This is a genomic window from Streptomyces sp. NPDC052225, assembly GCF_040679615.1.
Lineage (GTDB): Bacteria > Actinomycetota > Actinomycetes > Streptomycetales > Streptomycetaceae > Streptomyces.
In genome coordinates this window covers 73,808-98,883 of the sequence record NZ_JBFAVD010000028.1, presented here as the reverse complement: position 1 = coordinate 98,883, position 25,076 = coordinate 73,808, and the positions used below count along the sequence as shown (strand labels likewise).

The 25,076-nt window shown below is 71.5% G+C and carries 20 protein-coding genes; 11 read left to right on the top strand and 9 right to left on the bottom strand.

Annotated elements, in window-relative coordinates:
- Positions 1 to 123 precede the first annotated feature (123 nt).
- The 5 genes from AB0L37_RS31865 to AB0L37_RS31845 all read right to left on the bottom strand — a co-directional run bounded on the left by AB0L37_RS31865 (position 124) and on the right by AB0L37_RS31845 (position 5,748).
- The gene (locus tag AB0L37_RS31865; protein WP_365513235.1) at positions 124 to 1,434 is read right to left on the bottom strand and encodes a DUF58 domain-containing protein; all 1,311 of its coding nucleotides are present in this window, start codon (positions 1,432 to 1,434) and stop codon (positions 124 to 126) included.
- Positions 1,435 to 1,459: 25 nt separating this feature from the next.
- On the bottom strand, positions 1,460 to 2,449 hold the full coding sequence (locus AB0L37_RS31860) for a MoxR family ATPase (protein WP_365513233.1): 990 nt from the start codon (positions 2,447 to 2,449) through the stop codon (positions 1,460 to 1,462).
- Positions 2,449 to 3,657 (bottom strand): DUF4350 domain-containing protein, encoded by a 1,209-nt coding sequence (locus tag AB0L37_RS31855; protein ID WP_365513247.1) that lies wholly within the window; start codon positions 3,655 to 3,657, stop codon positions 2,449 to 2,451. The genes AB0L37_RS31860 and AB0L37_RS31855 overlap by 1 nt, the downstream gene beginning before the upstream one ends.
- A gap of 86 nt (positions 3,658 to 3,743) precedes the next feature.
- Positions 3,744 to 4,433, bottom strand: a complete 690-nt coding sequence (locus AB0L37_RS31850) for a DUF4129 domain-containing protein (protein ID WP_365513230.1) — start codon at positions 4,431 to 4,433, stop codon at positions 3,744 to 3,746.
- Between the two features lie 4 nt (positions 4,434 to 4,437).
- On the bottom strand, positions 4,438 to 5,748 hold the full coding sequence (locus AB0L37_RS31845; RefSeq protein ID WP_365513227.1) for a glycerophosphoryl diester phosphodiesterase membrane domain-containing protein: 1,311 nt from the start codon (positions 5,746 to 5,748) through the stop codon (positions 4,438 to 4,440).
- Between the two features lie 140 nt (positions 5,749 to 5,888).
- Between AB0L37_RS31845 and mtnA the strand changes: the two genes are divergently transcribed.
- The 7 genes from mtnA to AB0L37_RS31810 all read left to right on the top strand — a co-directional run bounded on the left by mtnA (position 5,889) and on the right by AB0L37_RS31810 (position 14,604).
- Positions 5,889 to 7,076: an S-methyl-5-thioribose-1-phosphate isomerase gene (mtnA, locus tag AB0L37_RS31840; protein ID WP_365513224.1), complete on the top strand. Its 1,188-nt coding sequence runs from the start codon at positions 5,889 to 5,891 to the stop codon at positions 7,074 to 7,076.
- Positions 7,077 to 7,080: 4 nt separating this feature from the next.
- On the top strand, positions 7,081 to 7,770 hold the full coding sequence (gene mtrA / locus AB0L37_RS31835; RefSeq protein WP_199836122.1) for a two-component system response regulator MtrA: 690 nt from the start codon (positions 7,081 to 7,083) through the stop codon (positions 7,768 to 7,770).
- 1 nt (position 7,771) lies between these two features.
- Positions 7,772 to 9,793 carry an MtrAB system histidine kinase MtrB gene (gene mtrB / locus AB0L37_RS31830; protein ID WP_365513220.1) on the top strand — a complete coding sequence of 674 codons (2,022 nt, stop codon included), beginning with the start codon at positions 7,772 to 7,774 and terminating at the stop codon, positions 9,791 to 9,793.
- A 5-nt stretch (positions 9,794 to 9,798) separates the two neighbouring features.
- Entirely contained in the window at positions 9,799 to 11,652 is a 1,854-nt protein-coding gene (locus tag AB0L37_RS31825; RefSeq protein WP_365513217.1) for an LpqB family beta-propeller domain-containing protein, read from the top strand.
- 138 nt (positions 11,653 to 11,790) lie between these two features.
- Positions 11,791 to 12,573, top strand: coding sequence for a ComF family protein (locus AB0L37_RS31820; protein ID WP_365513214.1), 783 nt, complete (start codon positions 11,791 to 11,793; stop codon positions 12,571 to 12,573).
- Positions 12,574 to 12,865: 292 nt separating this feature from the next.
- Positions 12,866 to 13,606 carry a ribosome-associated translation inhibitor RaiA gene (gene raiA / locus AB0L37_RS31815; RefSeq protein ID WP_365513244.1) on the top strand — a complete coding sequence of 247 codons (741 nt, stop codon included), beginning with the start codon at positions 12,866 to 12,868 and terminating at the stop codon, positions 13,604 to 13,606.
- 242 nt (positions 13,607 to 13,848) lie between these two features.
- A complete protein-coding gene (locus AB0L37_RS31810; RefSeq protein ID WP_365513211.1) occupies positions 13,849 to 14,604 on the top strand; it encodes a response regulator transcription factor in 756 nt (251 codons plus the stop codon).
- Here AB0L37_RS31810 and AB0L37_RS31805 read toward each other — a convergent pair.
- Positions 14,601 to 15,776 carry a crosslink repair DNA glycosylase YcaQ family protein gene (locus tag AB0L37_RS31805; protein WP_365513208.1) on the bottom strand — a complete coding sequence of 392 codons (1,176 nt, stop codon included), beginning with the start codon at positions 15,774 to 15,776 and terminating at the stop codon, positions 14,601 to 14,603. The genes AB0L37_RS31810 and AB0L37_RS31805 overlap by 4 nt on opposite strands.
- Positions 15,777 to 15,844: 68 nt before the next feature.
- Positions 15,845 to 16,417 carry a GNAT family N-acetyltransferase gene (locus AB0L37_RS31800; protein ID WP_365513206.1) on the bottom strand — a complete coding sequence of 191 codons (573 nt, stop codon included), beginning with the start codon at positions 16,415 to 16,417 and terminating at the stop codon, positions 15,845 to 15,847.
- 197 nt (positions 16,418 to 16,614) lie between these two features.
- On the opposite strand from AB0L37_RS31800, the gene secA reads away from it, so the two are divergent.
- A complete protein-coding gene (gene secA / locus AB0L37_RS31795) occupies positions 16,615 to 19,431 on the top strand; it encodes a preprotein translocase subunit SecA (RefSeq protein WP_365513204.1) in 2,817 nt (938 codons plus the stop codon).
- 84 nt (positions 19,432 to 19,515) lie between these two features.
- Here secA and AB0L37_RS31790 read toward each other — a convergent pair whose 3' ends face one another.
- Complete coding sequence (locus tag AB0L37_RS31790; RefSeq protein ID WP_365513201.1) at positions 19,516 to 19,938, bottom strand: Rv3235 family protein; 423 nt, start codon at positions 19,936 to 19,938, stop codon at positions 19,516 to 19,518.
- A gap of 281 nt (positions 19,939 to 20,219) precedes the next feature.
- Between AB0L37_RS31790 and AB0L37_RS31785 the strand changes: the two genes are divergently transcribed.
- From AB0L37_RS31785 to AB0L37_RS31775, 3 genes are all read left to right on the top strand, one after another.
- Complete coding sequence (locus tag AB0L37_RS31785; RefSeq protein WP_365513198.1) at positions 20,220 to 20,741, top strand: hypothetical protein; 522 nt, start codon at positions 20,220 to 20,222, stop codon at positions 20,739 to 20,741.
- A gap of 34 nt (positions 20,742 to 20,775) precedes the next feature.
- On the top strand, positions 20,776 to 21,453 hold the full coding sequence (locus AB0L37_RS31780) for an HAD hydrolase-like protein (RefSeq protein WP_365513195.1): 678 nt from the start codon (positions 20,776 to 20,778) through the stop codon (positions 21,451 to 21,453).
- Positions 21,454 to 21,568: 115 nt separating this feature from the next.
- On the top strand, positions 21,569 to 23,851 hold the full coding sequence (locus AB0L37_RS31775) for a LuxR C-terminal-related transcriptional regulator (protein WP_365513192.1): 2,283 nt from the start codon (positions 21,569 to 21,571) through the stop codon (positions 23,849 to 23,851).
- Positions 23,852 to 24,350: 499 nt separating this feature from the next.
- Here AB0L37_RS31775 and AB0L37_RS31770 read toward each other — a convergent pair whose 3' ends face one another.
- A complete protein-coding gene (locus AB0L37_RS31770) occupies positions 24,351 to 24,917 on the bottom strand; it encodes a DJ-1/PfpI family protein (RefSeq protein ID WP_365513189.1) in 567 nt (188 codons plus the stop codon).
- Positions 24,918 to 25,076 lie beyond the last annotated feature (159 nt).

Genomic DNA, 25,076 nt, shown 5'->3' with positions numbered 1-25,076 from the left:
TACTGCAGGGGGGACCCTGTGGGAGAGTAGGACGCCGCCGAACAAATTTTAGGGAAAAGCCCGGACCGGGATACGGTCCGGGCTTTTCTGCGTTTAGGGGCCGGGCTCATTGAGCCCTTCCCGTTAAAGACGGCCGGCTGCCTTGAGGGACAGGTAGGCGTCCGCTAGGGCGGGAGCGAGTTCGGATGGGGTGGCGTCGACGACTGTCACGCCGTGGCGGGTGAGTTGTTCTGCGGTGCGGAGACGTTCCGCCTTTGCCTGGGCTGCTGACGCTGCGTTGTAGAGAGCCTCTGTGGTGCCTCGGGCTGTTGCCATTCTTTCGATTTCCGGGTCCGCGACTGAGGCCACGATGACCGTGTGGCGCTTTGTCAGGCGTGGGAGGACCGGGAGGAGGCCCTCTTCGACGGGGGCCGCGTCCAGTGACGTAAGAAGAACGATGAGGGAGCGGCGGGGGGCCGTGTGGAGGGCAGTTGTCGTCAGGCCGCGGGCGTCTGTTTCGACGAGTTCGGGTTCCAGGGGGGCCATCGCGTTGACCAGTGCGGGGAGGACTTCGCCCGCGGCGCGGCCCTGGACGAGAGCGCGGATGCGTCGGTCGTAGGCCAGGAGGTCCACGCGGTCGCCGGCGCGTGAGGCGAGGGCGCCGAGGAGCAGGGCGGCGTCCATCGAGGCGTCGAGGCGGGGGGCGTCGCCGACGCGGCCGGCGGACGTGCGGCCGGTGTCGAGGACCAGGAGGATGTGGCGGTCGCGTTCCGGGCGCCAGGTGCGGACGGCGACCGCGGACTGGCGGGCTGTCGCTCGCCAGTCGATGGAACGGGTGTCGTCCCCGGGAACGTACTCGCGAAGGCTGTCGAACTCCGTGCCTTCGCCGCGCGTCAACAGACTGGTACGGCCGTCGAGTTCACGTAGGCGGGCCAGTTTGGACGGGAGGTGTTTGCGGCTGTGGAACGGCGGCAGGACGCGGACGGTCCAGGGGGCGCTGTGGGTGCCCTGGCGGGTGAAGAGGCCCAGGGGGCCGAAGGAGCGGACGGTGATGCGGTCCGCTGTGCGGTCGCCTCTGCGGGTGGGGAGGAGACGGGTCGTGACGCGACGGCGTTCGCCCGCGGGGATCGTCACGCGATGGCGGGACGACTCGTACTCCGTGCCCGGGCGCCAGCTGCTGGGGGGCCAGGCGTCGCGGAGTTGGGCGCGCAGGGCGCGGCGCGACGGGTTGGTGATCGTGAGGGTGACGTCGGCCGGGTCGCCGAGGCGTACCGATGTGGCGCCGGAGCGGGTCAGGCGTAGGCGGCGTACGGGGGCGGCCAGGGCGAAGTCGCAGGCGCAGGCGAGGGCCAGGGGGGTGTTGACGGCCAGGATGCCGGTCCAACTGGGCTCCCAGATTCCGATGGGGAGGGAGCCCAGGGCGGCTAGCAGGGCCGTACGTCCGGTGAGGGCCATGTGGGGTCTCTCGTCTCCGGCCTCGTCAGCGGGGGACGGGGACGTGGGTGAGGATCGCGTTGATGACCGAGTCGGGGGTGACGCCCTCCATCTCGGCCTCCGGGCGTAGTTGGACGCGGTGGCGGAGGGTCGGGAGGGCCAGGGCCTTCACGTCGTCCGGGGTCACGTAGTCGCGTCCGGTCAGCCAGGCCCAGGCGCGGGCCGTGGCGAGGAGGGCCGTGGCGCCTCGTGGGGAGACGCCGAGGGTGAGGGACGGGGATTCGCGGGTCGCGCGGCAGATGTCGACCACGTACGCCGTGATCTCGGGGGAGACCGCCGTCTTCGCTACTGCTGCCCGGGCTGTTTCGAGGTCTGCGGCCGTGGCTACGGGACGCAGGCCGGCCGACGCCAGGTCGCGGGGGTTGAAGCCCGACGCGTGGCGGGTCAGGACGTCGATCTCGTCCTGGCGGGTGGGGAGGGGCACGTTCAACTTGAGGAGGAAGCGGTCCAGTTGGGCCTCGGGGAGGGGGTACGTGCCCTCGTACTCGACCGGGTTCTGGGTCGCTACGACCATGAACGGGTCGGGGAGGGGGCGTGCGGTCCCGTCGACCGTGATCTGGCGCTCCTCCATCGCTTCGAGGAGGGACGACTGGGTCTTGGGGGGCGTGCGGTTGATCTCGTCCGCGAGGAGGAGGTTCGTGAACGCCGGGCCCGGCTGGAAGGAGAAGCGGGAGGTGTGGGTGTCGTAGACGAGCGAGCCCGTGACGTCGCTGGGCATCAGGTCCGGGGTGAACTGGACTCGCTTCGTGTCGAGTTCGAGGCTTGCGGCGAGGGCTCGTACGAGGAGGGTCTTCGCCACGCCGGGGACGCCTTCGAGCAGGACGTGGCCGCGGCAGAGCAGGGCCACGACCAGGCCCGTGACGGTGGGGTCCTGGCCGACCACGGCCTTCGCGATCTCGGCGCGCAGGGACTCCAGAGAAGCCCGTGAGCTGCGGGGATCGGTCGTGGGCCCGGCGTTGTCAGTGGTCGGGTCCATCATGAATTCCGTACCTCTCTTTCGAGGGCGTCGAGGTGGTCGGCGAGTGCGATGAGCGCTGCGTCGGTGGTCGGCGGCGGGCCGAAGAGGAGGGTGTGCGGGTCCTGGCCGGGCGTGGGGAGCCGGCGGGTCAGGGCCGGGAGGAAGGTCTCGGGCGAGTGCGCCTGGGAGACGGGGACGCCGATGAGGGGGGCGAGCCGGGTGCGGGTGGAGATACGCAGGGCGGTGGCGGCGCGGTCGCGGGCGTTCGCCTTGCGATAGAGGCGGGCGCGGCCTTCGACGGTTTCGGAGGCGCGGATCGCGACGGGCAGGCGCTCGGGGACCAGGGGGCCGAGGCGGCGTGCGCGCCACAGGGCGGCGAGGGCTGCCGCGATGAAGAGCTGGAGCGTGCCCCAGAGCCAGCCCTTGGGGATCAGGTCGAAGAAGCTGCGGTCGTTCTGTGCGTCGGTGGCCGCGGCTTCGTCGGAGAGGGAGGGGAGGTACCAGACCAGATGCGGGCGGGTACCGAGGAGTTGAAGGGCGAGCGAGGCGTTGCCCTGCTGGTCGAGGCGGTCGTTGAGAAGGATGTCGGGGGCGCCGATGATCACCGTGTCGCCGTCGCCGGTCGCGGCGGGCAGGCGCAGGAGGGTGGCGGCGCCGTCGCTCGGGTAGCAGGAGTCGGCGTCGGAGAGCGTCGTGTCGTAGCGGTGGCCGCCGCCGGTGTCGGCCGTGCCGGCGGTGCGGGCCGCGGGCAGGGAGCAGTCGGGGGCGAGGGCCTTCTCCGTACTGGGGGCGGTGGTCGCGGTGACCCCGGGGGCCAGTCGTTCGACGGAGGCCGCGCCGGGGGCGACGAGGACCGTGCGGCCGCGGGAGTCCGTGGTGGCGGCCTGGATCTGGTCCTGCTGATGGGGCGTGAGCAGGCCGGGGGCGGCGACCAGGAGCGTGGTGTCGGGGCCCGTCGCGGCGCGGGCTTGCGCGGTGGTCGTGACCACGCGCGTGGACACGCCCCGCTCGGCGAGGAGTTGGGCGACCGCGTGGCTGCCGTACTGGCCGGTGGAGCGCGGGTCGAGGCTGCCGTGCTTCTCGCCGGAGCGGACGGCCGCGATGACGACGGCGGCGACCAGGAGGACCACCAGGGCGAGGGCGATGCCTCGGGTGCGGGTCCAGACCTGGCGGGCCGTCGGGGTGATGGAGGTGCCGTCCGGCGCGGGGGCCGGTGGTGGGGGCACGGTGAGGGTGGTCGTGGCGGCTGGGCGGCCGCTCTGATCCGGCTCGTGCTCCGGGTGCTTGGCGGGGTCCGGGGTGCGGGGCTCGGTCACCGGGGCGCTCCCGGGGCGGTGAGGGACGGCGTCGTGCGCTCCACCTCGGTGTCCAGGGCGGTCAGGCGCTGGTACGTCTCGGGGGTCGCGGTGCGGCCTCCGTACGTGACGTCGTCGAAGTCGTGGGCGGCGGTGCGCAGTCGGTCCGCGTGGCCGGGGAGGGGACGGGAGGCCTCGGCGGCCGCCTCGTGGGCGGTGCGGCCGGGGCGCGGGTCGAGGAGGGCGCGTTCCTCCAGGGCGCGGACCAGGGCGCGCATCCGTTCCTGGACGGCCTGGTTCCAGTGGCCCTGGGCGGCGTGCGCCTCGGCGGCCGCGCGGTGTTCGGCGGCGCTGCGGGGCCGGTCGTCGAAGAGCGGGGCGGCGGAGGCGGGGGAGCGGCGGGGGGTGCCCAGGCGCCACCAGAAGGCGGCGGCCACGCCGATGACGCCCAGGACGATGACGAACAGGCCGAGGGTGCCGCCGGGGGCGGCGCCGGACGCGGCGGAGAACAGGTCGTCGACCCACTCCCAGAACTTGTTCAGGGCGCGCATGAACCAGCTCGGGTCGTTCTCGTGGTACGCGGCCTTGGACAGCTCGCGTCTGGCCGCCTCGCGGGCGGGATCGCGCGGGATCGTCACCGGCGGCTCGTCACCGCCGGCCCGCGTCAGCCACGACGCTGCCCTGAGCACTCCCCCGGACGCGCTCACCGCATCAGCTCCCCGGGGTGGCGCCGGGGGTGTCCCCGTAGCCCTGGAGGCCCGCGGCGCGGGCGAGTTCGAGGTCGAGGGCCTCGCGGCGGATGCGCTGGTCGATGTAGAGCAGCACGGTGACGCCGGCGGTGATCGGGAAGGTGAGCGTCGAGCCGATGACGGCGCCGATGCCGGTGACGATCAGGAAGGCCCAGCCGACGTCGCCGGTGGTGTCGAGGATGCCGCTGATGCCGTCGCCGCTGACGACGCCGGCGATGGCGGTGAACGGTATGAGGATGATCTCCGAGACGATCCCGGCGATGAGCGACGCCAGGATCTGGATGCCGAAGACCCGCCACCAGGAGCCGCGTACGAGCTTCACGGAGCGGCCCATCGCCTTGCGGACGGTCTGCTTCTCCAGCATCAGCGCGGGCGAGGCCAGCGAGAGGCGGATGATCATCCAGACCGCGACGACGAAGCCGACGATGCCGCCGATGACCGCGAGCGCGGTGCCCGCGTCGGTGGGGCCGAGTACGGCGACGAGGATGCCGGGAGCGGTGCCCACGAGGACGATGGCGACGGCGATCAGCGGCAGCAGCAGGGTCAGGCCGAGCAGCTTGAGGAGCTGCGGGCGGGCGTCGCGCCAGGCTTCCCCGATGGTGACGTCCTTGCCGAGCACGGCACGGCTGGTGACCATCGTGAGCAGGGCCGTGGCGACGATGGTGCCGAGCAGCGTGACCACGAGGACGACGCCGGTACCGACGAAGATCTCGCCCATCGCGCGGAAGATCTCGCCGGCGGTGGCGTCGGGGTTGTCGAGGGCGTCGGTGGTCGCGGAGTCGTTGAAGAGGAAGCCCTGGAGGAGGACCGTCAGGAGCTGGGTGACCACGGCGACGGTGAGCGAGATGCCGAGGACGGTGCGCCAGTAGGTGCGCATCGTGGACACCGCGCCGTCGAGGATCTCGCCGACGCCGAGGGGGCGCAGCGGGATGACGCCGGGCTTGGCGGCCATGGGCCTGCCCTGCCAGCCGCCCCAGCCGGGGTAGCCGCCGGGGGCGCCGTTGCCGTGGCCGCCGGGGCCTGCGCCCCAGCCCGGGCCGGGCGGCGGGGGCGGCGGCGGCGGGGCCTGGCCGGAGCCGGGCGGCGGGCCGGAGGGGGCGGACCACTGGGCGGGCGGCGGCTGCTCCTTGGACCACTGGGGGCCCTGGCCCGCGGCGTCCTGCGGGCCGGTGCCCTGAGCGTCGCCGCTCTGGCCCTGGCCGTCCTGACGCTTGTCGTCGGGGCCGTCGGAGGGGGCAGATCCGGGCGATGCCCAGCCCGGAGTGTCGTTCATCGTCGCTCCTTCAAGGTGCCCGTCCGCGGTCGCGGCGGCAGGTTGGCTGCCATCGTGCCATGGGGTGGGCACAGGGTGACCTGGCCCCGTAGTGGCTGCACACCTTCAATTGTCGGCCTCCTACGGGGCAGACTGGGCGGATGGCTGATCAGTACGCGCAATCCGGCGAGGACATACGGCTCAGCGAGGACATACAGACCAAGGCCAACGACATACCGGCGCTCCGCTGGGAGGAACCGGCGGAAGGTCCCGTTCTGGTGCTGCTCGACCAGACGAGGCTGCCGGCCGAGGAAGTCGAGCTGGTCTGCACCGATCCGCAGGCCCTGGTGCAGGCGATCCGATCCCTGGCCGTGCGCGGGGCTCCGCTGCTCGGCATCGCCGGGGCGTACGGGGTGGCGCTGGCGGCCGCCCGCGGGTTCGACGTGCAGGACGCGGCGGACGCGCTGGCGGACGCACGGCCCACCGCGGTCAATCTGGCGTACGGGGTGCGCCGGGCGCAGCGGGCCTACCTGGCCGCGCTCGGGAACGGGGCGGGGGACGCGCAGGCGGGGCAGGAGCGGGCCGCCGCGGCAGCGCTCGCCGCCGCGCGTGAGCTGCACCGGGAGGACGCCGAGGGCAGCTCCCGGATGGGCGCGCACGGGCTGCAGCTGCTCGACGAGCTGCTGACCGGGGGCACGCACCGGATCCTGACCCACTGCAACACGGGGGCGCTGGTCTCCGGCGGTGAGGGCACGGCGTTCGCGGTGGCGCTCGCCGCGCACCGGGCGGGGCGGTTGACCCGGCTGTGGGTGGACGAGACCCGGCCGTTGTTGCAGGGCGCGCGGCTGACCGCGTACGAGGCGGCGCGGCAGGCGATGCCGTACACCTTGTTGACGGACAGTGCCGCGGGATCGCTGTTCGCCGCCGGTGAGGTGGACGCGGTGCTCGTCGGGGCTGACCGGATCGCGGCCGACGGTTCGGTGGCGAACAAGGTGGGGAGCTATCCGCTCGCGGTGCTGGCGCGTTATCACCACGTGCCGTTCATCGTGGTGGCGCCGGTGACGACGGTGGACCTGGAGACTCCCGACGGTGCGTCCATCGAGGTGGAGCAGCGGCCAGGGCATGAAGTGACGGAGGTCACGGCGCCGCAGGCGCCGTTGGCCGGAGTGGAGGCGGGAGGCGGAATCCCGGTGGCACCGCTGGGGACGCAGGCGTACAACCCTGCGTTCGACGTGACGCCGCCGGAATTGGTGACGGCAATTGTCACAGAGTGGGGCGTAGTAGCCCCTGTGACAGCTGAGGCCCTGAGTGAGCTGTGTGACAGGTCACGCCAGGCAACGATGAGCTAATGGGATGATGTGGTCCATGAAGGGACGAGTCCTTGTCGTCGACGACGACACCGCACTGGCCGAGATGCTCGGCATTGTGCTGCGTGGTGAAGGTTTTGAGCCGTCGTTCGTAGCTGACGGCGACAAGGCGCTGGCCGCTTTCCGTGAGACCAAGCCCGATCTGGTGCTCCTGGACCTGATGCTCCCCGGTAGGGACGGTATCGAGGTGTGCCGCCTGATCAGGGCGGAGTCCGGGGTTCCGATCGTGATGCTCACGGCGAAGAGCGACACCGTCGATGTCGTCGTCGGCCTGGAATCAGGTGCGGACGACTACATCGTCAAGCCGTTCAAGCCGAAGGAGCTGGTCGCCCGTATCCGCGCCCGGCTGCGGAGGTCCGAGGAGCCCGCGCCCGAGCAGCTCGCCATCGGCGATCTGGTCATCGACGTGGCCGGGCACTCGGTGAAGCGGGACGGGCAGTCGATCGCGCTGACGCCGCTGGAGTTCGACCTGCTGGTCGCGCTCGCGCGCAAGCCGTGGCAGGTGTTCACGCGTGAGGTGCTCCTGGAGCAGGTCTGGGGCTACCGGCACGCGGCGGACACCCGTCTGGTGAACGTGCATGTGCAGCGGCTGCGTTCGAAGGTCGAGAAGGACCCGGAGCGGCCCGAGATCGTGGTGACCGTTCGCGGCGTCGGTTACAAGGCAGGACCGAGCTGACGTGTCCCGGAACAGTGCCGCTTCGGCGCCCGGGAAGCCGGGGTCTCGCACGGAGCGGCCTGTGGGACCGGCGGCCGTGCGCGGCTCCTGGCTGCGCCGGGCCGTGGACGGAGGTCTGCTGCTCAAGGGCGGGATGAACGGCAGCCCGGTGCTGCGTCTGTTCACCCGCTGGGTGAGGCGTCCGCTGCTGCCCGCGATGCGGCTGTGGCGGCGCAACATCCAGCTGAAGGTGGTCGTCACGACGCTGCTGATGTCGCTCGGTGTCGTGCTGCTGCTCGGCATCGTCGTCATCGGCTCGGTGCGCAACGGACTGCTCGACGCGAAGGTGAAAGCATCGCAGAGCCAGGCCGAGGGCGGTTTCCGCGCGGCCAAGGACAAGGCGGACGCCCAGGCCGCCGAGGTGCGGGCCGGGGCGGCCGGTGACAGCCGCACCACCCAGAACTCGAACACCTGGATGAGTGACCTGGTCACGCAGCTGTCCAGTGGCGGCAACGGCGCGTTCGCCGTCGTCACGCTCAGCTCCAAGGACCCCGACAGCGGGAACGGGCGGGCGCTGCGCGGTTCGGGGCTCGTGGAGCCGGACCGCAGCGTGCCCGACGCGCTGCGGGACCGCGTCGACCAGCGCACGGGCGCGTCCCAGGAGTACACGCGGATCGTCTACGACGGCGGCCGCGAGTCGCAGCCCGGCCTGGCCATCGGCAAGCGGCTCAACGACCCGCAGGGCGATCCCTACCAGCTCTACTACCTCTTCCCGCTCACGCAGGAGGAGAAGTCCCTGGGGCTGGTCAAGGGGACGCTCGCGACGGCGGGACTCTTCGTGGTCGTGCTGCTCGGCGCCATCGCCTGGCTCGTCGTACGGCAGGTGGTGACGCCTGTGCGGATGGCGGCCGGGGTGGCCGAGCGGCTTTCCGCGGGCCGCCTTCAGGAACGTATGAAGGTCACCGGCGAGGACGACATCGCGCGGCTCGGTGAAGCCTTCAACAAGATGGCGCAGAACCTGCATCTGAAGATCCAGCAGCTGGAGGATCTGTCGCGGATGCAGCGGCGGTTCGTCTCCGACGTCAGCCATGAGCTGCGGACGCCGCTGACGACCGTACGGATGGCCGCCGACGTCATCCATGAGGCGCGGGGCGACTTCGATCCGGTGACCGCGCGGTCGGCGGAGCTGCTCGCCGATCAGCTGGACCGGTTCGAGTCGCTGCTGGCCGACCTGCTGGAGATCAGCCGGTTCGACGCCGGCGCCGCGGCGCTCGAGGCCGAGCCGATAGATCTGCGGGAGGTCGTGCGGCGGGTCGTCGGCGGTGCCGAGCCGCTCGCCGAGCGCAAGGGCACGCATGTGCGGATCGTGGGCGACGAGCAGCCGGTGGTCGCGGAGGCGGACGCGCGGCGCGTGGAGCGCGTCCTGCGCAACCTGGTCGTGAACGCGGTGGAGCACGGCGAGGGCAAGGACGTCGTGGTGCGGCTCGCCGCCGCCGGTGGCGCGGTCGCCGTCGCGGTGCGCGACTACGGAGTCGGGCTCAAGCCCGGCGAGGCGACCCGGGTCTTCAGCCGCTTCTGGCGGGCCGACCCGGCTCGCGCGCGCACGACGGGCGGCACCGGTCTCGGCCTGTCCATCGCCCTGGAGGACGCGCGGCTGCACGGCGGCTGGCTCCAGGCGTGGGGGGAGCCGGGCGGCGGTTCGCAGTTCCGGCTCACCTTGCCGCGGACGGCGGACGAGCCGCTGCGCGGGTCGCCGATACCGCTGGAGCCCGAGGACTCGCGGCGCAATCGCGGGCTCGGGGACGCGGGCCTGCCGGGCGCCGACGGTTCGAAGCTGGCGACGGTGCCCTCGCAGGCACCGCCGGTGTCGGCGAACGCCCCGATGGCGTCGCGTCACGCGCAGTCGTCGGTGCCCGCGGACCCCACGGCGCTGCCGGGCAGCGGCGCGCGCGTGGTGTCGCGCGGCGGCGCGGCCGGCACGACCGGTGTGCCACGGCAGCCCGCGGACCCGCAGGAGCGCGGTGACCAGGACAGGGGAGCGTGACGGGCGTGGGTGAGCAGCGGGTGCCGCGGCGGCGGCGCGGGGTACGGGCCGGCGCGCTGGCCGGGTGCGGGGCGATCGTGCTCGCCGGCTGCGCGTCGATGCCGGACAGCGGCGGGCTCGAGTCGGTCGAGGCGTCGCAGCGGCCGGACTCGCAGGTGCGTGTCTTCGCGCTGCCGCCGCGGGACGACGCGGGGCCCGAGGCCATTGTGGAGGGGTTCGTCGAGGCGCTGACCAGCGACGATCCCTCGTATGCGATGGCTCGCAAATACCTGACGCCGAAGGCGGCGAAGAACTGGAACCCGATGCAGCGGACCGTCGTGCTCGATGACGGTCCCAGTACGCGCCCGCTCGGCCGGGCCGACACCGGGGACGAGGGGCGCATCTACCAGCTGTCGGGCCGGCAGGTCGCCACCGTCGACACCAAGCAGGCGTACACGCCGGACACCGGCGCGTACACGGAGAATCTGCACCTGAGCCGGGTGGAGACCGCCAAGGGCAAGCAGTGGCGGATCGATTCCCTGCCCAAGGGCGTGGTCCTCGGGCAGTCCGACTTCCAGCGGATCTACCAGTCCGTCAACAAGTACTACTACGCGGTGGATTCGGACCCCGGTGAAGAGGGCTCCGAGAAGCGTCTGGTTGCCGACCCCGTCTTCGTACGGCAGTGGACCGACCCCTTGACGGAGACCGTCAAGGAGGTGCTCGCCGGGCCGACGAACTGGCTGAACCCCGTGGTGCGGACGGCGTTTCCGTCGGATGCCGGGCTGAAGGAGGGCGTCGGCTCGCTGACCCCGGACGACGCGAACAAGCTGACGGTGCCGCTGAACGAGGCGGGCAGCAAGGCCGGGGCGGGCAAGTGCAAGGAGATGGCGGCCCAACTGCTGTTCTCGCTGCGGGACTTGTCGTCGTCGGGCGTGAGGCAGGTCGAACTGAAGCGCTCCGACGGCCGCCTGATGTGCGCGCTGACCGACAACGACGCCGACGCGCTCGTGCCGTCGCGGGTCTCGGGGCGCCTGGACGACCAGTATTTGCTCGACGCCAAGGGCCGGCTCGTACGAATGGCGGGGCACAGCACGTCCAACCGGACCCTCGAGCAGGTCCTCGGGCCGCTGGGCGAGGGCGGGCAGCGATTGCGGTCCGCGGCCGTCTCGCGCGACCAGGAGCGCGCGGCGGGTGTGTCGAACGACGGGCGCTCGCTGTACGTGGCCTCCATGGTCAACGGTGCTTCGCTGGGCGACGCCCTCGTGCACAGCCACGCGAAGTCGGAGAAGGACGGCCTGACGACGCCCAGTTGGGACGGGCGCGGCGACCTGTGGGTGGCCGACCGTGACGCGAAGAGCTCGCGGCTGCTGATGTTCGGTGAGGGCCGCGCCGACCGGATGCAGGAGGTCCGGGTCGACGAGCTGGACGACACCTCGCGCATCGAGTCGGTGAAGATGTCCGCCGACGGGGCGCGCGTCGCGCTGCTCGTGACGGAGAAGGGCAAGACCAAGCTGCGCATCGGCCGGGTGGAGCGCGAGCGCGACGCGAGCGGCGAGACCGTGGCCTCGGTGCACGAACTGCGCCCGGCGGCACCGGAGATGGACGAGGTCACGGCCGTGTCGTGGGCGGGCGGCAGCAAGCTCGTGGTGGTCGGCCGGGCGGCCGGCGGGCTGCAGCAGATCCAGTACGTGCCGAGCGACGGCTCGGCGGCGACGGGGCAGGCGCTGCCCGGGCTGACGCGGGTGAGCGAGATCGCCGCGTCCGCGAACGACGGGCTGCCGCTGCTCGCGCACTCCGACGACGGTGTCGTACGGCTGCCGTCCGGTACGGCGTGGCAGCCGGTGCTGAAGACGGGGACGGCCCCGATCTACCCGGGGTGACGTCCGGCCGGGGCAGGTGCTTTCAGCCCCGTTCCGTCACTCACACGAGTGCAACACCACGTCACTGACGCCGAGTTGTCCACAGGGCGTTGTCCACAGGGGTGGTCTCGCGGCGCGCGTGTTGGCACAGTGGTCGGTATGCGGGGGTGGTGGCAGGACCTCTCCGACCTGGTGCTGCCGGCCCAGTGCGCAGGCTGTGGCAGGTCGCGTACGACGCTGTGTGCGCGGTGCTCGGCGGCGTTGCTCGGCGCTGCGGCGAGCCGGGTGCGGCCGCGGCCCGAGCCGCCGGGGCTGCCCGTCGTGCACGCGGCGGCGCCCTACCAGGACGCGGTGCGGGCCGTGCTCCTCGCCCACAAGGAGCGGGGAGCGCTCGGGCTCGCGGCGCCGCTCGGCGCGGCGCTGGCCGCCGCGGTGCGCGAAGGGCTGCGGATGCCCGGTGGGACGGGTGCTGTCGCGCTCGTGCCGGTGCCGTCCGCGCCCCGGGCGGTGCGGGCGCGCGGGCACGATCCGACGCGGCGGATCGCGTACGCGGCGGCCGCCGAGCTGCGTCGCGCGGGCGTGGCGGTCAGGGTGCTCGCCGTGCTGCGCCAGCGGCGCGAGGTGGCCGACCAGGCGGGGCTCGACGCCCGGCAGCGGCGGGCGAACGTGACGGGTGCGATGGAGGCGGTGGGCGGTGGAGCCGGGCTGCTCACCGAAGTTGGCCGGATTGTGCTGGTCGACGACCTCATGACGACCGGCGCGTCGTTGGCGGAGGCGGCCCGCGCGATACGCGTCGCGGTGGAGAGTTCGCGAACGGGCGGCGCCGTGGGGAGCGCGGGGTCGGCACGCCCCGGATCCGCTTCCGGAATGGCGGGGCCGGTCACGGTACAGGCCGCAGTGGTCGCCGGTTCTCCGGATTCCTTCGAAATAAACCGGAACTGATCGGGAATCTGCATCGTTGCAGGTAGTAAGAGGATCCATTCACCTGAATGGAGGTACGCGTCAGTAGAGGGTGACGACATCCGTCCGGGCGAGATATGTTCGGTTGTGAGGAACTCGGCGTGAAAGCCGGGTGCTGCACCTCGCATATCGGAATGCCGCGCCGTGGGTTTGCACAGAGATTTTCGCAATCATCCGACGCGATGGGGTGGAGATCTTGTCCACGGGGGAGGAGGAGGTGGAAGTCACCGAGTCCGAGGCTCCGGAAGTGGCCGGAGCCTGGTGCAAGAGGGAGATGCTCCGCCAACAGGAGCGGAGCTATCCGGGAACGGAGTTCTGCGTGGACATCGTCGTCAAGGGCCGCAAGACCGAGGTACCGGAGCGGTTCCGCAAGCACGTGGCCGAGAAGCTGAACCTGGAGAAGATCCAGAAGCTCGACGGCAAGGTGATCAGCCTCGACGTCGAGGTGTCCAAGGAGCCCAACCCCCGGCAGGCCGACCGGTGCGACCGCGTGGAGATCACGCTGCGCACGCGCGGCCCCGTGATCCGGGCGGAAGCCGCTGCGAACGACCCGTACGCCGCGCTCGACCTGGCCACGGAAAAGCTGGACGCACGTCTGCGCAAGGAGCACAGCAAGCGGTCCACACGGCGCGGCGCGAAGCGCATCTCGGCAGCCGAGGTCGCCGAGCGCGTCCCGGGCGTCGCCCAGCTCAACGGGGACGGCTCGCTCGCCAAGGACGAGTCCGAGTCCGACGGTGTACCGACCACCAAGATGGGATCGCTCGAGGTCCAGGGCGAAGGCCCGCTCGTCGTGCGAGAGAAGACCCACGTGGCGGCACCCATGACGCTCGACCAGGCGCTCTACGAGATGGAGCTGGTCGGGCACGACTTCTATCTGTTCGTCGACTCCGAGTCCAAGGAACCCAGCGTCGTCTACCGGCGTCACGCCTACGACTACGGCGTCATCCACCTCAGCACCGACCCCATGGTCGCCGAGGTGCGCGGCGCCGACGGGGGCGACGCCATCGGCGGCTGAGCCGGCCGGACGGCCGAGGGTCCGCACCCGACCCGAAGGCTGTCCGAAAACCTACTCATCCGGTGCCCCTGGAGTGCGCGTGCGCCCCCAGGGGCACCCTTGTGCGACCCCCCGGTGCACCGCACCGTCCGCGCGCGCAGGCCGCGGCATGAAATCATGGCCGTGCCGGGTCAACCGGTGTGCTGGCGCCTCGGGTTGGCCCTGCACAGGAAGACGGGCCACGGCCTTCAGGGGGAGGAACGATGGCGGACAGCTTCGGACCGATGCGGGGCGAGGGCGTCGGCGCGGCCGACGACGGCGTCGCGGGACCGGTGCCGGACGCGGGCTCCCCGCGCAAGGAGCCCATCCGGGTCCTGGTCGTGGACGACCACGCTCTGTTCCGGCGGGGCCTGGAGATCGTCCTCGCTGCCGAGGAGGACATCCAGGTCGTCGGCGAGGCGGGCGACGGTGCGGAGGCGGTGGACAAGGCGGCCGATCTGCTGCCGGACATCGTCCTCATGGACGTACGGATGCCCAAGCGGGGCGGCATCGAGGCGTGCACCTCCATCAAGGAGGTCGCGCCCAGCGCCAAAATCATCATGCTGACGATCAGCGACGAGGAAGCGGACCTCTACGACGCGATCAAGGCGGGCGCCACCGGATATCTCCTCAAGGAGATCTCCACCGACGAGGTCGCCACGGCGATTCGGGCCGTCGCCGACGGGCAGTCGCAGATCAGTCCGTCCATGGCGTCCAAGCTGCTCACGGAATTCAAGTCGATGATCCAGCGCACCGACGAGCGCCGGCTCGTGCCCGCGCCCCGGCTGACCGACCGGGAGCTGGAAGTTCTCAAGCTGGTCGCCACCGGGATGAACAACCGGGACATCGCCAAGGAGCTGTTCATCTCCGAGAACACCGTGAAGAACCATGTGCGCAACATCCTGGAGAAGTTGCAGCTGCACTCTCGGATGGAGGCCGTGGTGTACGCGATGCGGGAGAAGATCCTCGAGATCCGCTAGGCGAGGGCTCTGATCAGATCCGCCTTCAGGGCCGGGGGGTCCATGCGCTCCACGCGCACGCTGTCGCAGCCCACCCAGCCCGCCGCCTCGACCAGCGCCTGCGCCACGGCCGGTACGGCCTTCGGGCCGTCCAGGGACACCTGTTTGGCGACCAGCGTCGTGCCCTCGCGGGCCGGGTCCACGCGTCCCACCAGACGGCCGCCCGCCAGGACCGGCATCGCGAAGTAGCCGTGGATCCGCTTCGGCTTGGGGACGTACGCCTCCAGGCGGTGCGTGAAGCCGAAGATCCGCTCGGTGCGCGCCCGCTCCCAGATCAGGGAGTCGAAGGGCGACAGGAGCGTCGTACGGTGACGGCCTCGCGGGGCGGATTCCAGCGCCGCCGGGTCGGCCCAGGCCGGCTTGGGGCCCCAGCCCTTGACTGTCACCGGGACCAGGCCGGTGCCCTCGATCACCGCGTCGAACTGCTCGCTCTTGAGGCGGTGGTAGTCCGCGATGTCCGCGCGGGTGCCGACGCCCAGGGCCTGGCCGGCCTGGAGGACCAGGCGGCGCAAGCACTCGGCGTCGTCCAGGTCGTCGTGGAGCAGGTCCGACGGGATCGCGCGCTCCGCCAGGTCGTAGACCCGCTTCCAGGAGCGGCGCTCCACGCAGACCACGTCCCCGTACATCAGCGCGCGCTCGACGGCGATCTTCGAGTCCGACCAGTCCCACCACTCGCCCTTGTTCTTGGCGCCGCCCAACTCCGTGGCGGTGAGCGGGCCTTCGGCGCGCAGCTGCTTGATGACCTGGTCGTAGGCGCCGTCGGGGAGGTGGTGGTGCCAGTGCGGGCGCGTGCGGTAGGCGCGGCGGCGGAACGCGAAGTGGGGCCACTCCTCGACGGGCAGGATGCAGGCGGCGTGCGACCAGTACTCGAAGGAGTGACCCTCGGTCCAGTACGCCGCCTCGACCTTCTTGCGGCCCACCGCGCCGAGGCGCGCGTACGGGATCAGCTCGTGCGAGCGGGCCAGGACCGAGATCGTGTCGAGCTGGACCGCGCCGAGGTGACGCAGGACGCCGCGCACTCCGGCTCTGCGGTCCGGGGCGCCGAGGAAGCCCTGTGCGCGCAGGGCGATGCGGCGGGCTTCGTCGGCGGACAGGGCGACGGTGGTGGCGGGACGCGGCGAGGTCGTCGTCATGGGCGAAACCCTAGGGGGCGGCACTGACAATCGGCACGGACGATCCGCGGAGGAACGATCAAGGAGCGTCAGGCCGGCGTGGGCAGGTACGGGAGCGGGCACGGCAGGCCCAGGTCCGAGGGCAGGAGGGCGCCGATCCAGCAGTCGCGGAGCACGCCCTTGTTCAGCAGGCCCGAGCGCAGCACGCCCTCGATGGTGAAGCCGGCCTTCTCGGCGACCGTGCGCGAGGCCGCGTTGCCCACTTCGGCCCGCCACTCCAGGCGCGTACAGGCGAGGTCGGTGAAGGCCCAGCGGGCCAGCTCCAGGACCGCCTCCGTCACGTAGCCGCGGCCGCGGTGCTCCTTGGCCGCCCAGAAGCCGACCTCCCACGTGCCCACGCGCGGGTGGTGCAGCGAGATCGCGCCGAGGATCGGGCCGCGCTCGTCCGCGCGTATCGCGAAGGTGTACTCGGTGTCGGCGCGCCAGCCGTCCGCGGCGACCCGGTGCACGAAGTACTCGGCGTCCTCGCGCGCGTACGGCGAGGGGACCGGGACCCAGCGCTGGATGTCGGGATCCTGCACCGCGGCGCACACCTCGTCGATGTCGGCGGCTACGAAGGTACGCAGTTGCAGGCGGTCGGTGGTCAGCGTCACGGGGTCCATTGCCCGATTCTGCTCGGGTACGGGTGGGGACGCCATCACTTTTCGTGGCCGTTACCGGCACCTTCGACGGGCCCCGGCCGTTGGACCTGTTGGCAGACCTCCCGGCGCGGCGGGGTCCTCGCATACGATGGCCGTTGCTCCGGCTGTCGCCCGAGTAACCGACCGTGCCAGGCCCGACCGGCAAGGAGACCAACCGCGTGTCCGTCCTCCAGAAGATCATGCGTGCAGGCGAAGGCAAGATCCTGCGCAAGCTGCACCGCATCGCGGACCAGGTCAACTCCATCGAAGAGGACTTCGAGAGCCTCTCCGACGCCGAGCTGCGCGCGCTTACGGACGAGTACAAGCAGCGCCTCGAGGACGGCGAGACCCTCGACGACCTGCTTCCCGAGGCGTTCGCCACCGTGCGCGAAGCCGCTCGACGCGTGCTGGGCCAGCGGCCCTACGACGTGCAGCTGATGGGTGGCGCAGCCCTCCACCTCGGCTATGTGGCGGAGATGAAGACCGGTGAGGGCAAGACCCTCGTCGGCACGCTGCCGACGTATCTGAACGCGCTGTCCGGCAAGGGCGTCCACCTGATCACGGTGAACGACTACCTGGCCGAGCGCGACTCCGAGATGATGGGCCGCGTCCACAAGTTCCTGGGCCTCACCGTGGGCTGCATCCTGGCGAACATGACGCCGGCGCAGCGCCGCGAGCAGTACAACTGCGACATCACGTACGGCACGAACAACGAGTTCGGCTTCGACTACCTCCGCGACAACATGGCGTGGTCCCAGGACGAGCTCGTCCAGCGCGGCCACAACTTCGCGGTGGTCGACGAGGTCGACTCCATCCTCGTCGACGAGGCCCGTACGCCGCTGATCATCTCCGGCCCCGCCGACCAGGCCACCAAGTGGTACGGCGACTTCGCCAAGCTGGTCACCCGCCTCAAGAAGGGCGAGGCGGGCAACACCATGAAGGGCATCGAGGAGACCGGCGACTACGAGGTCGACGAGAAGAAGCGCACCGTCGCCATCCACGAGTCGGGCGTCGCCAAGGTCGAGGACTGGCTGGGCATCGACAACCTGTACGAGTCGGTGAACACGCCGCTCGTGGGTTACCTGAACAACGCCATCAAGGCCAAGGAACTCTTCAAGAAGGACAAGGACTACGTCGTCATCGACGGCGAAGTCATGATCGTCGACGAGCACACCGGCCGTATCCTCGCCGGCCGCCGCTACAACGAGGGCATGCACCAGGCGATCGAGGCGAAGGAAGGGGTGGACATCAAGGACGAGAACCAGACCCTGGCGACCATCACCCTCCAGAACTTCTTCCGCCTCTACGACAAGCTCTCCGGCATGACCGGTACGGCGATGACCGAGGCCGCCGAGTTCCACCAGATCTACAAGCTCGGCGTCGTCCCGATCCCGACCAACAAGCCGATGGTCCGCAAGGACCAGCCCGACCTGATCTACCGCACCGAGGTCGCCAAGTTCGACGCGGTCGTCGACGACATCGTGGAGAAGCACGAGAAGGGCCAGCCGATCCTGGTCGGCACGACCTCGGTCGAGAAGTCCGAGTACCTCTCGCAGCAGCTCTCCAAGCGCGGCGTCCAGCACGAGGTGCTGAACGCGAAGCAGCACGACCGTGAGGCCTCGATCGTCGCCCAGGCGGGCCGCAAGGGCGCCGTCACCGTGGCCACGAACATGGCAGGCCGCGGTACCGACATCAAGCTCGGCGGCAACCCGGACGACCTCGCCGAGGCCGAGCTGCGCCAGGCGGGCCTCGACCCGGTCGAGCACGTCGAGGAGTGGGCCGCGGCGCTGCCCGCCGCCCTGGAGAAGGCCGAGCAGGCCGTCAAGGACGAGTTCGAAGAGGTCAAGGAGCTCGGCGGGCTCTACGTCCTCGGCACGGAGCGGCACGAGTCGCGGCGTATCGACAACCAGCTGCGTGGTCGTTCCGGCCGTCAGGGCGACCCCGGCGAGTCCCGCTTCTACCTCTCCCTCGGCGACGACCTGATGCGTCTGTTCAAGGCGCAGATGGTCGAGCGCGTGATGTCGATGGCCAACGTGCCGGACGACGTGCCGATCGAGAACAAGATGGTGACCCGCGCCATCGCCTCCGCCCAGTCGCAGGTCGAGCAGCAGAACTTCGAGACGCGTAAGAACGTCCTGAAGTACGACGAGGTGCTCAACCGCCAGCGCGAGGTCATCTACGGCGAGCGCCGCCGCGTCCTGGAGGGCGAGGACCTGCACGAGCAGGTGCAGCACTTCATGGACGACACGATCGACGCGTACATCGGCGCCGAGACCGCCGAGGGCTTCGCCGAGGAGTGGGACCTCGACCGGCTGTGGGGCGCCTTCAAGCAGCTCTACCCGATCAAGGTGACCGTGGAGGAGCTGGAGGAGGAGGCCGGCGACCGTGCCGGGCTCACCGCCGAGTTCATCGCCGAGGCCGTCAAGGACGACATCCACGCGCAGTACGAGGAGCGCGAGGAGCAGCTCGGCTCGGAGATCATGCGCGAGCTGGAGCGCCGCGTGGTGCTCTCCGTGCTCGACCGCAAGTGGCGTGAGCACCTCTACGAGATGGACTACCTCCAGGAGGGCATCGGCCTGCGGGCCATGGCGCAGAAGGACCCGCTGGTCGAGTACCAGCGCGAGGGCTTCGACATGTTCACCGCCATGATGGAGGGCATCAAGGAGGAGTCCGTCGGCTACCTGTTCAACCTGGAGGTCCAGGTCGAGCAGCAGGTCGAGGAGGTGCCGGTGGAGGACGCCGCGCCCGCCACGTCCCTGGACAAGGCCGAGGACACCGTCCCCGCGCAGGCCGGCGCGTCCCGCCCGGAGATCCGCGCCAAGGGCCTGGAGGCCCCGCAGCGCCCGGACCGCCTGCACTTCCAGGCGCCGAACGCCGAGGGCGGTGTCGACGAGGGCGACTTCGTCACCGAGGACGGCCCGACGCGCTCCGAGGCCGACGGCCTGACCCGCGCCGAGCGGCGCAAGCAGCAGAAGGGCCGTCGTCGCAAGAAGTGACGTCGCGCCAGCGAGCGGAAGAGGGGCCGGGCGGCGCATGCCCGGCCCCTCTGCGTTGCGTTGGGCCCCTCTTCGTCGGCGCCCCTATTCGTACGTGTCCCTCGGCGGGCGCGTGTCCAGTTCCACGGCCGTGCAGCGCCAGCGGCGGTCCTCCGTGAAGGTCATGCGGAACGCGAGCGCGTGCAGGCGCGGGCCCACCGCGATCCGGGCGAAGACCTCGTAGACGCCGGTGTCCGGTTGGCACCGGCCGATGTCGTGGACCCTGGGGCGGGGCCCGGTGCGCGGCAGCGGCCGGTGGGCGAGGAGCCACAGCAGGTCCTCGAAGGCGTGGCCGGTGGTGTGGCGGGCGAACCAGTGCAGCGGTTTGTGCCCGGTCAGGACCAGCAGGATCCGGTCCGCGAAGAGCTCGGTGGGGTGCGGCGGTGGCTGGGGCGTGATGCGGGCCGGGCGGCGTGAGTCGCGGCGCGTCGGCGGGCGCGTCGTCCGCCGGGGACCCTGCCTGTTCATGACCTTCTCCACGCTGCCTCCGGGTACCCGTCGGTAACTTCTCGTGGGGATCTTGTACGGGGGCCAGGGCCGGGACGGCAAGGGGCTGCGGGGCCGGTGAGCGGCCCGGGAAACATTCACTCATCAGGGTGGCGAGCGGCCGAGGCGGGCGTGCGGTTGCCGGGTGCGGCCGGGTGAGCGGGCGGCCCGGGGGTGACGGCCCGGGTGTCAGGTCCGACAGCCCGAAGGGGGACTCCCGCACGTATCCTGAGGGTCTTGTCGACTACGAAAGCGGCTGGCCCATGCGTGTGTACGTACCTCTGTCCCTGCCTCGACTCGCAGAGGCGTACAAGACGGGTGAGCTGGGGCCCGCGCCGCTCACCGCCTATGCCGTGACGCCCGCGCTGCGCGAGTGGTACCTCTCCGACGACATCGAGGAGCTGGAGTACGCCGCCCTGAACCGGGCCGCGCTCGCCTCCCTGCGGATGCTGGCGGGGGAGCCGGACGCCGCGCGGCGCCGGGTCGTCGTCGCCGTGGACGTCGCCGACAAGATCGCCGTCGCCGACCCCGACCGCGGGCTGGACCCGACGGCTCTGGGCGAGGTGTCCGTGCGCGAGATCGTCCGGCTGAGCAAGGCGGCCGCCGTGCACGTCGACGCCGATGACGCCGAGGCCGATGTGACGGCCGCCGCCGATGCGCTGGGCGCCGCCGACCAGGGTGACGACGACGCGCAGTTCGTGGTGGACGGGGCCGAGGACCACGAGCTGCTGTGGTTCGCGACGCAGGAGATCCCGAACCTGGTGGGGGCCAAGGACGGGGCCTGAGGGATCGGCCGGTGTGCGGGGTACTTTCTTAGGCATGGGGAAGCACATAGCCGCGCACATCGTCTGGGACTGGAACGGGACGCTGTTCCACGACAACGACGCGATCATCCGCGCCACGAACGCCGCCTTCGCGGAGATCGGGCTCGCGCCGATCACGCTGGAGAGGTACCGCGAGCTGTACTGCGTGCCCGTCCCCAAGTTCTACGAGCGGCTGATGGGGCGGCTGCCCACCGACACCGAGTGGCTCGCCATGGACGAGGCGTTCCACCGGCACTACACCGAGCACTCCGCGGCGTGCGGGCTCGCCGACGGGGCCGAGACGCTGCTCGCCGGATGGCAGGACGCCGGGCGCAGCCAGTCCATCCTCAGCATGTACGGGCACGACCAACTCGTGCCGCTGGTGCGGCAGTTCGGGATCGCCGAGCGGTTCGTACGGGTCGACGGACGGACCGGTCCTTCCGGTGGCAGCAAGGCCGAGCACATGGTGCGGCACATCGGCGTGCTCGCCCGGGAGGGCGTCGCGCCCGAGCGGACCGTCGTCATCGGGGACGCCGCCGACGACGCCGTGGCCGCGCTGCACGTGGGTGCCCACGCCGTGCTCTACACCGGCGGTTCGCACAGCAGGGCCAGCCTGGAGGGTGTCGGCGCGCCCGTCGTGGACAGCCTTGCCGAAGCGGTGGGTGTGGCCGAGGAGATCGCCGCGGCGGCCTGAAGCACTCCTTCCGCCGCGGTCGGCTTTTGAGCGGAGTTCGTTCACGCTCCGCGTGTGGCTGCGTACGCTGTGGTGGGATCGGTGGTGTGGGCATACGTGACGGGGGACGGCAACCATGGGTTTCGGCTTCGGGCAACGGCGCGGCGGTCAACTCCCCGTCGAAGTCACCACGTTCGTCGGCAGGGCGGCCGAACTCGCCCAGGTGCAGGGCGCGTTCGAGCAGGCCAGGCTGGTCACCCTGGTCGGCCCCGGCGGAGTCGGCAAGAGTCGTACGGCGATGCGTGCGGCGGCCGGGCTCGCCGAGCGGTTCCCCGACGGGGTGTGGCTCGTCGAGCTGAGCGCGCTGCGGGACCCCGAGCTCATCCCCGCCACCCTCGCCGCCGTGCTCGAACTGCCCGAGCAGGCGGGCATGGAGCCGCTCGACGCGGTCGTCGCCCATCTGCAGGGGCGGCAGCAGCTCATCGTCCTCGACACGTGCGAGCACCTCGTCGACGCGTGCGCCATGCTCACCGACGTGCTGCTGCGCGAGGCCGCGGGCGTGAGCGTGCTCGCCACCAGCCGGCAGCCCCTCGACGTGCCGGGCGAGCACTGCTGCGCCGTCGCGCCGCTCGGGCCCGAGGACGCGCTTGAGCTGTTCGTGCAGCGGGCGGCGTCCGTCGTCCCCGGCTTCGCGGTCACCGACGCCAACAAGGGGCAACTGGCCGCATTGGCGGGCCGGTTGGACGGTATTCCGCTTGCCCTTGAGCTGGCGGCGGTGCGGCTGCGGGCCGTACCTCTGGAGCAGCTCGTGGAGCGGCTCGGGCACCGCTTCGAGGTGCTCACCGGCGGGCGGCGCACCGCGCTGACGCGGCACCAGACGCTGCGGACGGCCATCGGCTGGTCCCATGAACTGTGCACCCCGCAGGAGCGGTTGCTGTGGGCGCGGCTCTCGGTGTTCGCCGGGTCCTTCGAGCTGCCCGCCGCCGAATATGTGGGCGCCGGTGGCGAGTTGGGGCCCGGTGAGGTCCTCGAACACCTCATCGGGCTCGTCGACAAGTCCGTCGTCCAGCGGATCGGGGAGAACGGCAGCCGCTACCGGCTGCTCGACACCATCCGCGAGTACGGCGCCGAGTGGCTGGAGGAGTCCGGGCAGGGCGCCGCCGTGCGGGCGCGGCACTTCGCGTACTACCGCGACCTCGGGCAGCGCTACTGGGACGAGTTCCTCACGGCCGCCCAGCCCGGCCACTACCGGGTGCTGCGCGCCGAGAGCGCCGATCTGCGGGCCGCGCTCGAATACGCGTACCAGAGTGGGGAGTCGGCCGCGGACGGGCTGTGGCTCGCCTCGCAGCTGGGCCCGTACTGGCGGGCCTGCGGGGCGATCTCCGAGGGGCGGTACTGGGTCGAGAAGGGGCTCGCGCTGCTGCCGGAGACGGGCGAGGAGCAGGCGTGGGGGCGGTTCATGTGCGCCCTGTTCTCCGTGTGGACCGGGGACCTGCCCGGTGCGCTGGAACTCTTCCACCGGGCGGTCGGCGTCGCGCGCGAGGCGGGCAACGACCGGGTGGAGCTGTTCTGCGAGGCGTACCTGGGCGGCCTGAACGCGCTGTGCGGTGACCCTGAGGGGCTCCCCGCGCTGGAGGACGCGCGGCAGCGGATCCTCGCGCGCGGCGACGGGCTCGGCATAGGAGTCATCCACTACGAAGGCGCGCTGGTGCTCGGGGTGCTCGGCGACACCGAGGGCGCCCTGGAGCTGTGCCGTACGGGGCTCGCGTATCTGGAGGGCACCGGCGAGCGGCAGCTGTACGGGTCGACGCTGATGGTGCAGGGCCTGATCCTGTGGCTGACCGGGGAGCGGGAGGACGCCGTCGCGGCCCTGTGCCGGGGTCTGGAGGCCGTCGCCGAGATCGGCGAGGTGCTCATCGCGGCGATGTGCTGCCTCGTTCTCGCGTGGGCGGCGGCGCACGACAAAAGGTTCGTGCGGGCGGCCTGGCTGATCGGGTACGCGGAGAACGCGCGGCGGCTCGGCGGCGGCGACCCGGTCGGGATGCTGCCGTCCGTCTTCGAGGAGCAGGAGAGCGCGCGGCAGGCGGTGCAGCGGGCGCTGGGTGACGCGGAGTTCCGGCGGTGGACCGAGACGGGGGCGCGGCTTTCGGGGGACCAGGTGCTCGAGGCTGTCCGCTCGGGGGCCGAGGTGCCGGGGGCGCCGATGCCTGTGCCTGCGGCGCGGCGGGGCGGGGTGGACGCGTTGACGCGGCGCGAGCGGGAGGTCGCCGCGCTGGTGGAGCAGGGGCTGTCCAATCGGGAGATCGCCGAGCAGCTGGTGATCTCCAAGCGGACGGCTGACGCGCATGTGGAGCACATCTTGGCGAAGTTGGGGGTGGGGTCGCGGACCGAGGTGCAGGTGGAGAGTTCGGGAGGCTGACAGCTCGGGTCGGGGGAGGCGGGGGAGGCGTCGTCGTGTGCGGGTTCGGTGGGGGCTGAGCGCGCAGTTCCCCGCGCCCCTGTCGGCGCGGCTTCGCCGCAGCCTCAAGGGGGGCTGGTCGCGCCCGCGCGGCGGAGCCGCATAGTGGTACAGCCCCGCGCCCCTGTCGGCGCGGCTTCGCCGCAGCCTCAGGGGGCGTCGTCTCCGGGGCCGCGTAGGTATACGGATCACCGCCCCCGCGCCCCCATATGCGTATACCGGTCTTCCGGGATACCGATGCCCCGGGCATTCATCCTGCGGGACGCTGTCCGTGTGCCGGTGCTGCGGGAGGAAGCGGTGCGGCGGGGTGTCGGGCAGTAATGGTCAACTCCCCACGGCTGTCGTGGCAACGGACCTCCGCCGTGGCGCCCGGAGCACGGCACACCGGGGTGGCTGCCCTCGTCGGCGGGGCAGCCACCTCCCCCCTGCACGGCCCGCCCGGACCCCGCGGGCTGCGTGTTCAGAGCGCCGGTGACTTCGCCCGCAGCACCGTGAGGAACTCGCGCATCCACGCCGAGTGGTCCGGCCAGGCGCGGGCCGAGACCAGCGTGCCGTCGACGACCACCTCCGCGTCCTGGAAGGTGGCGCCGGCCGACTGCATGTCCGGTTCGAGCGCCGGGTACGAGGTGACGCGCCGGCCTCGCAGTCCGTCGACCGCCGCCGTCAGGAGCGGGCCGTGACAGATCTGGGCGACGGGCTTGTCCGCGTCGAAGAAGAACTTGACGATCTTGCGGAGCTCGGGGTCGCCGCGCAGGTACTCGGGGGCCCGGCCGCCCGGGATCACCAGAGCGGCGTACTGGCCCGGGTCGACTTCGGAGAAGGCGATGTCGGCCGGCCAGGTGTACCCGGGCTTCTCGGTGTACGTGTCGAATCCGGGCTCGAAGTCGTGGACGACGAACCGCAGCGTCTTGACCTCGGGTGCCGCGATGTCGACCTCGTACCCCTCCTCGCGCAGCCGCTGGTACGGGTAGAGCACTTCCAGCGACTCCGCCGCGTCGCCGGTGACGATCAGGATCTTGGGTGCCATGGGTCACACACTCCCCTCGCCGGACTGGTCCGAGCTGCTCTGCTCACGGTGTCGCCGCCCCTGTCTCCTGGCAAGAGGCCGTGCGTGGCCGCGGTTCTGTGCAGAGTGTCAAAGTTCGACCCCAGGTTTTGTACACATACGGCTCATGACGGGTCCCCC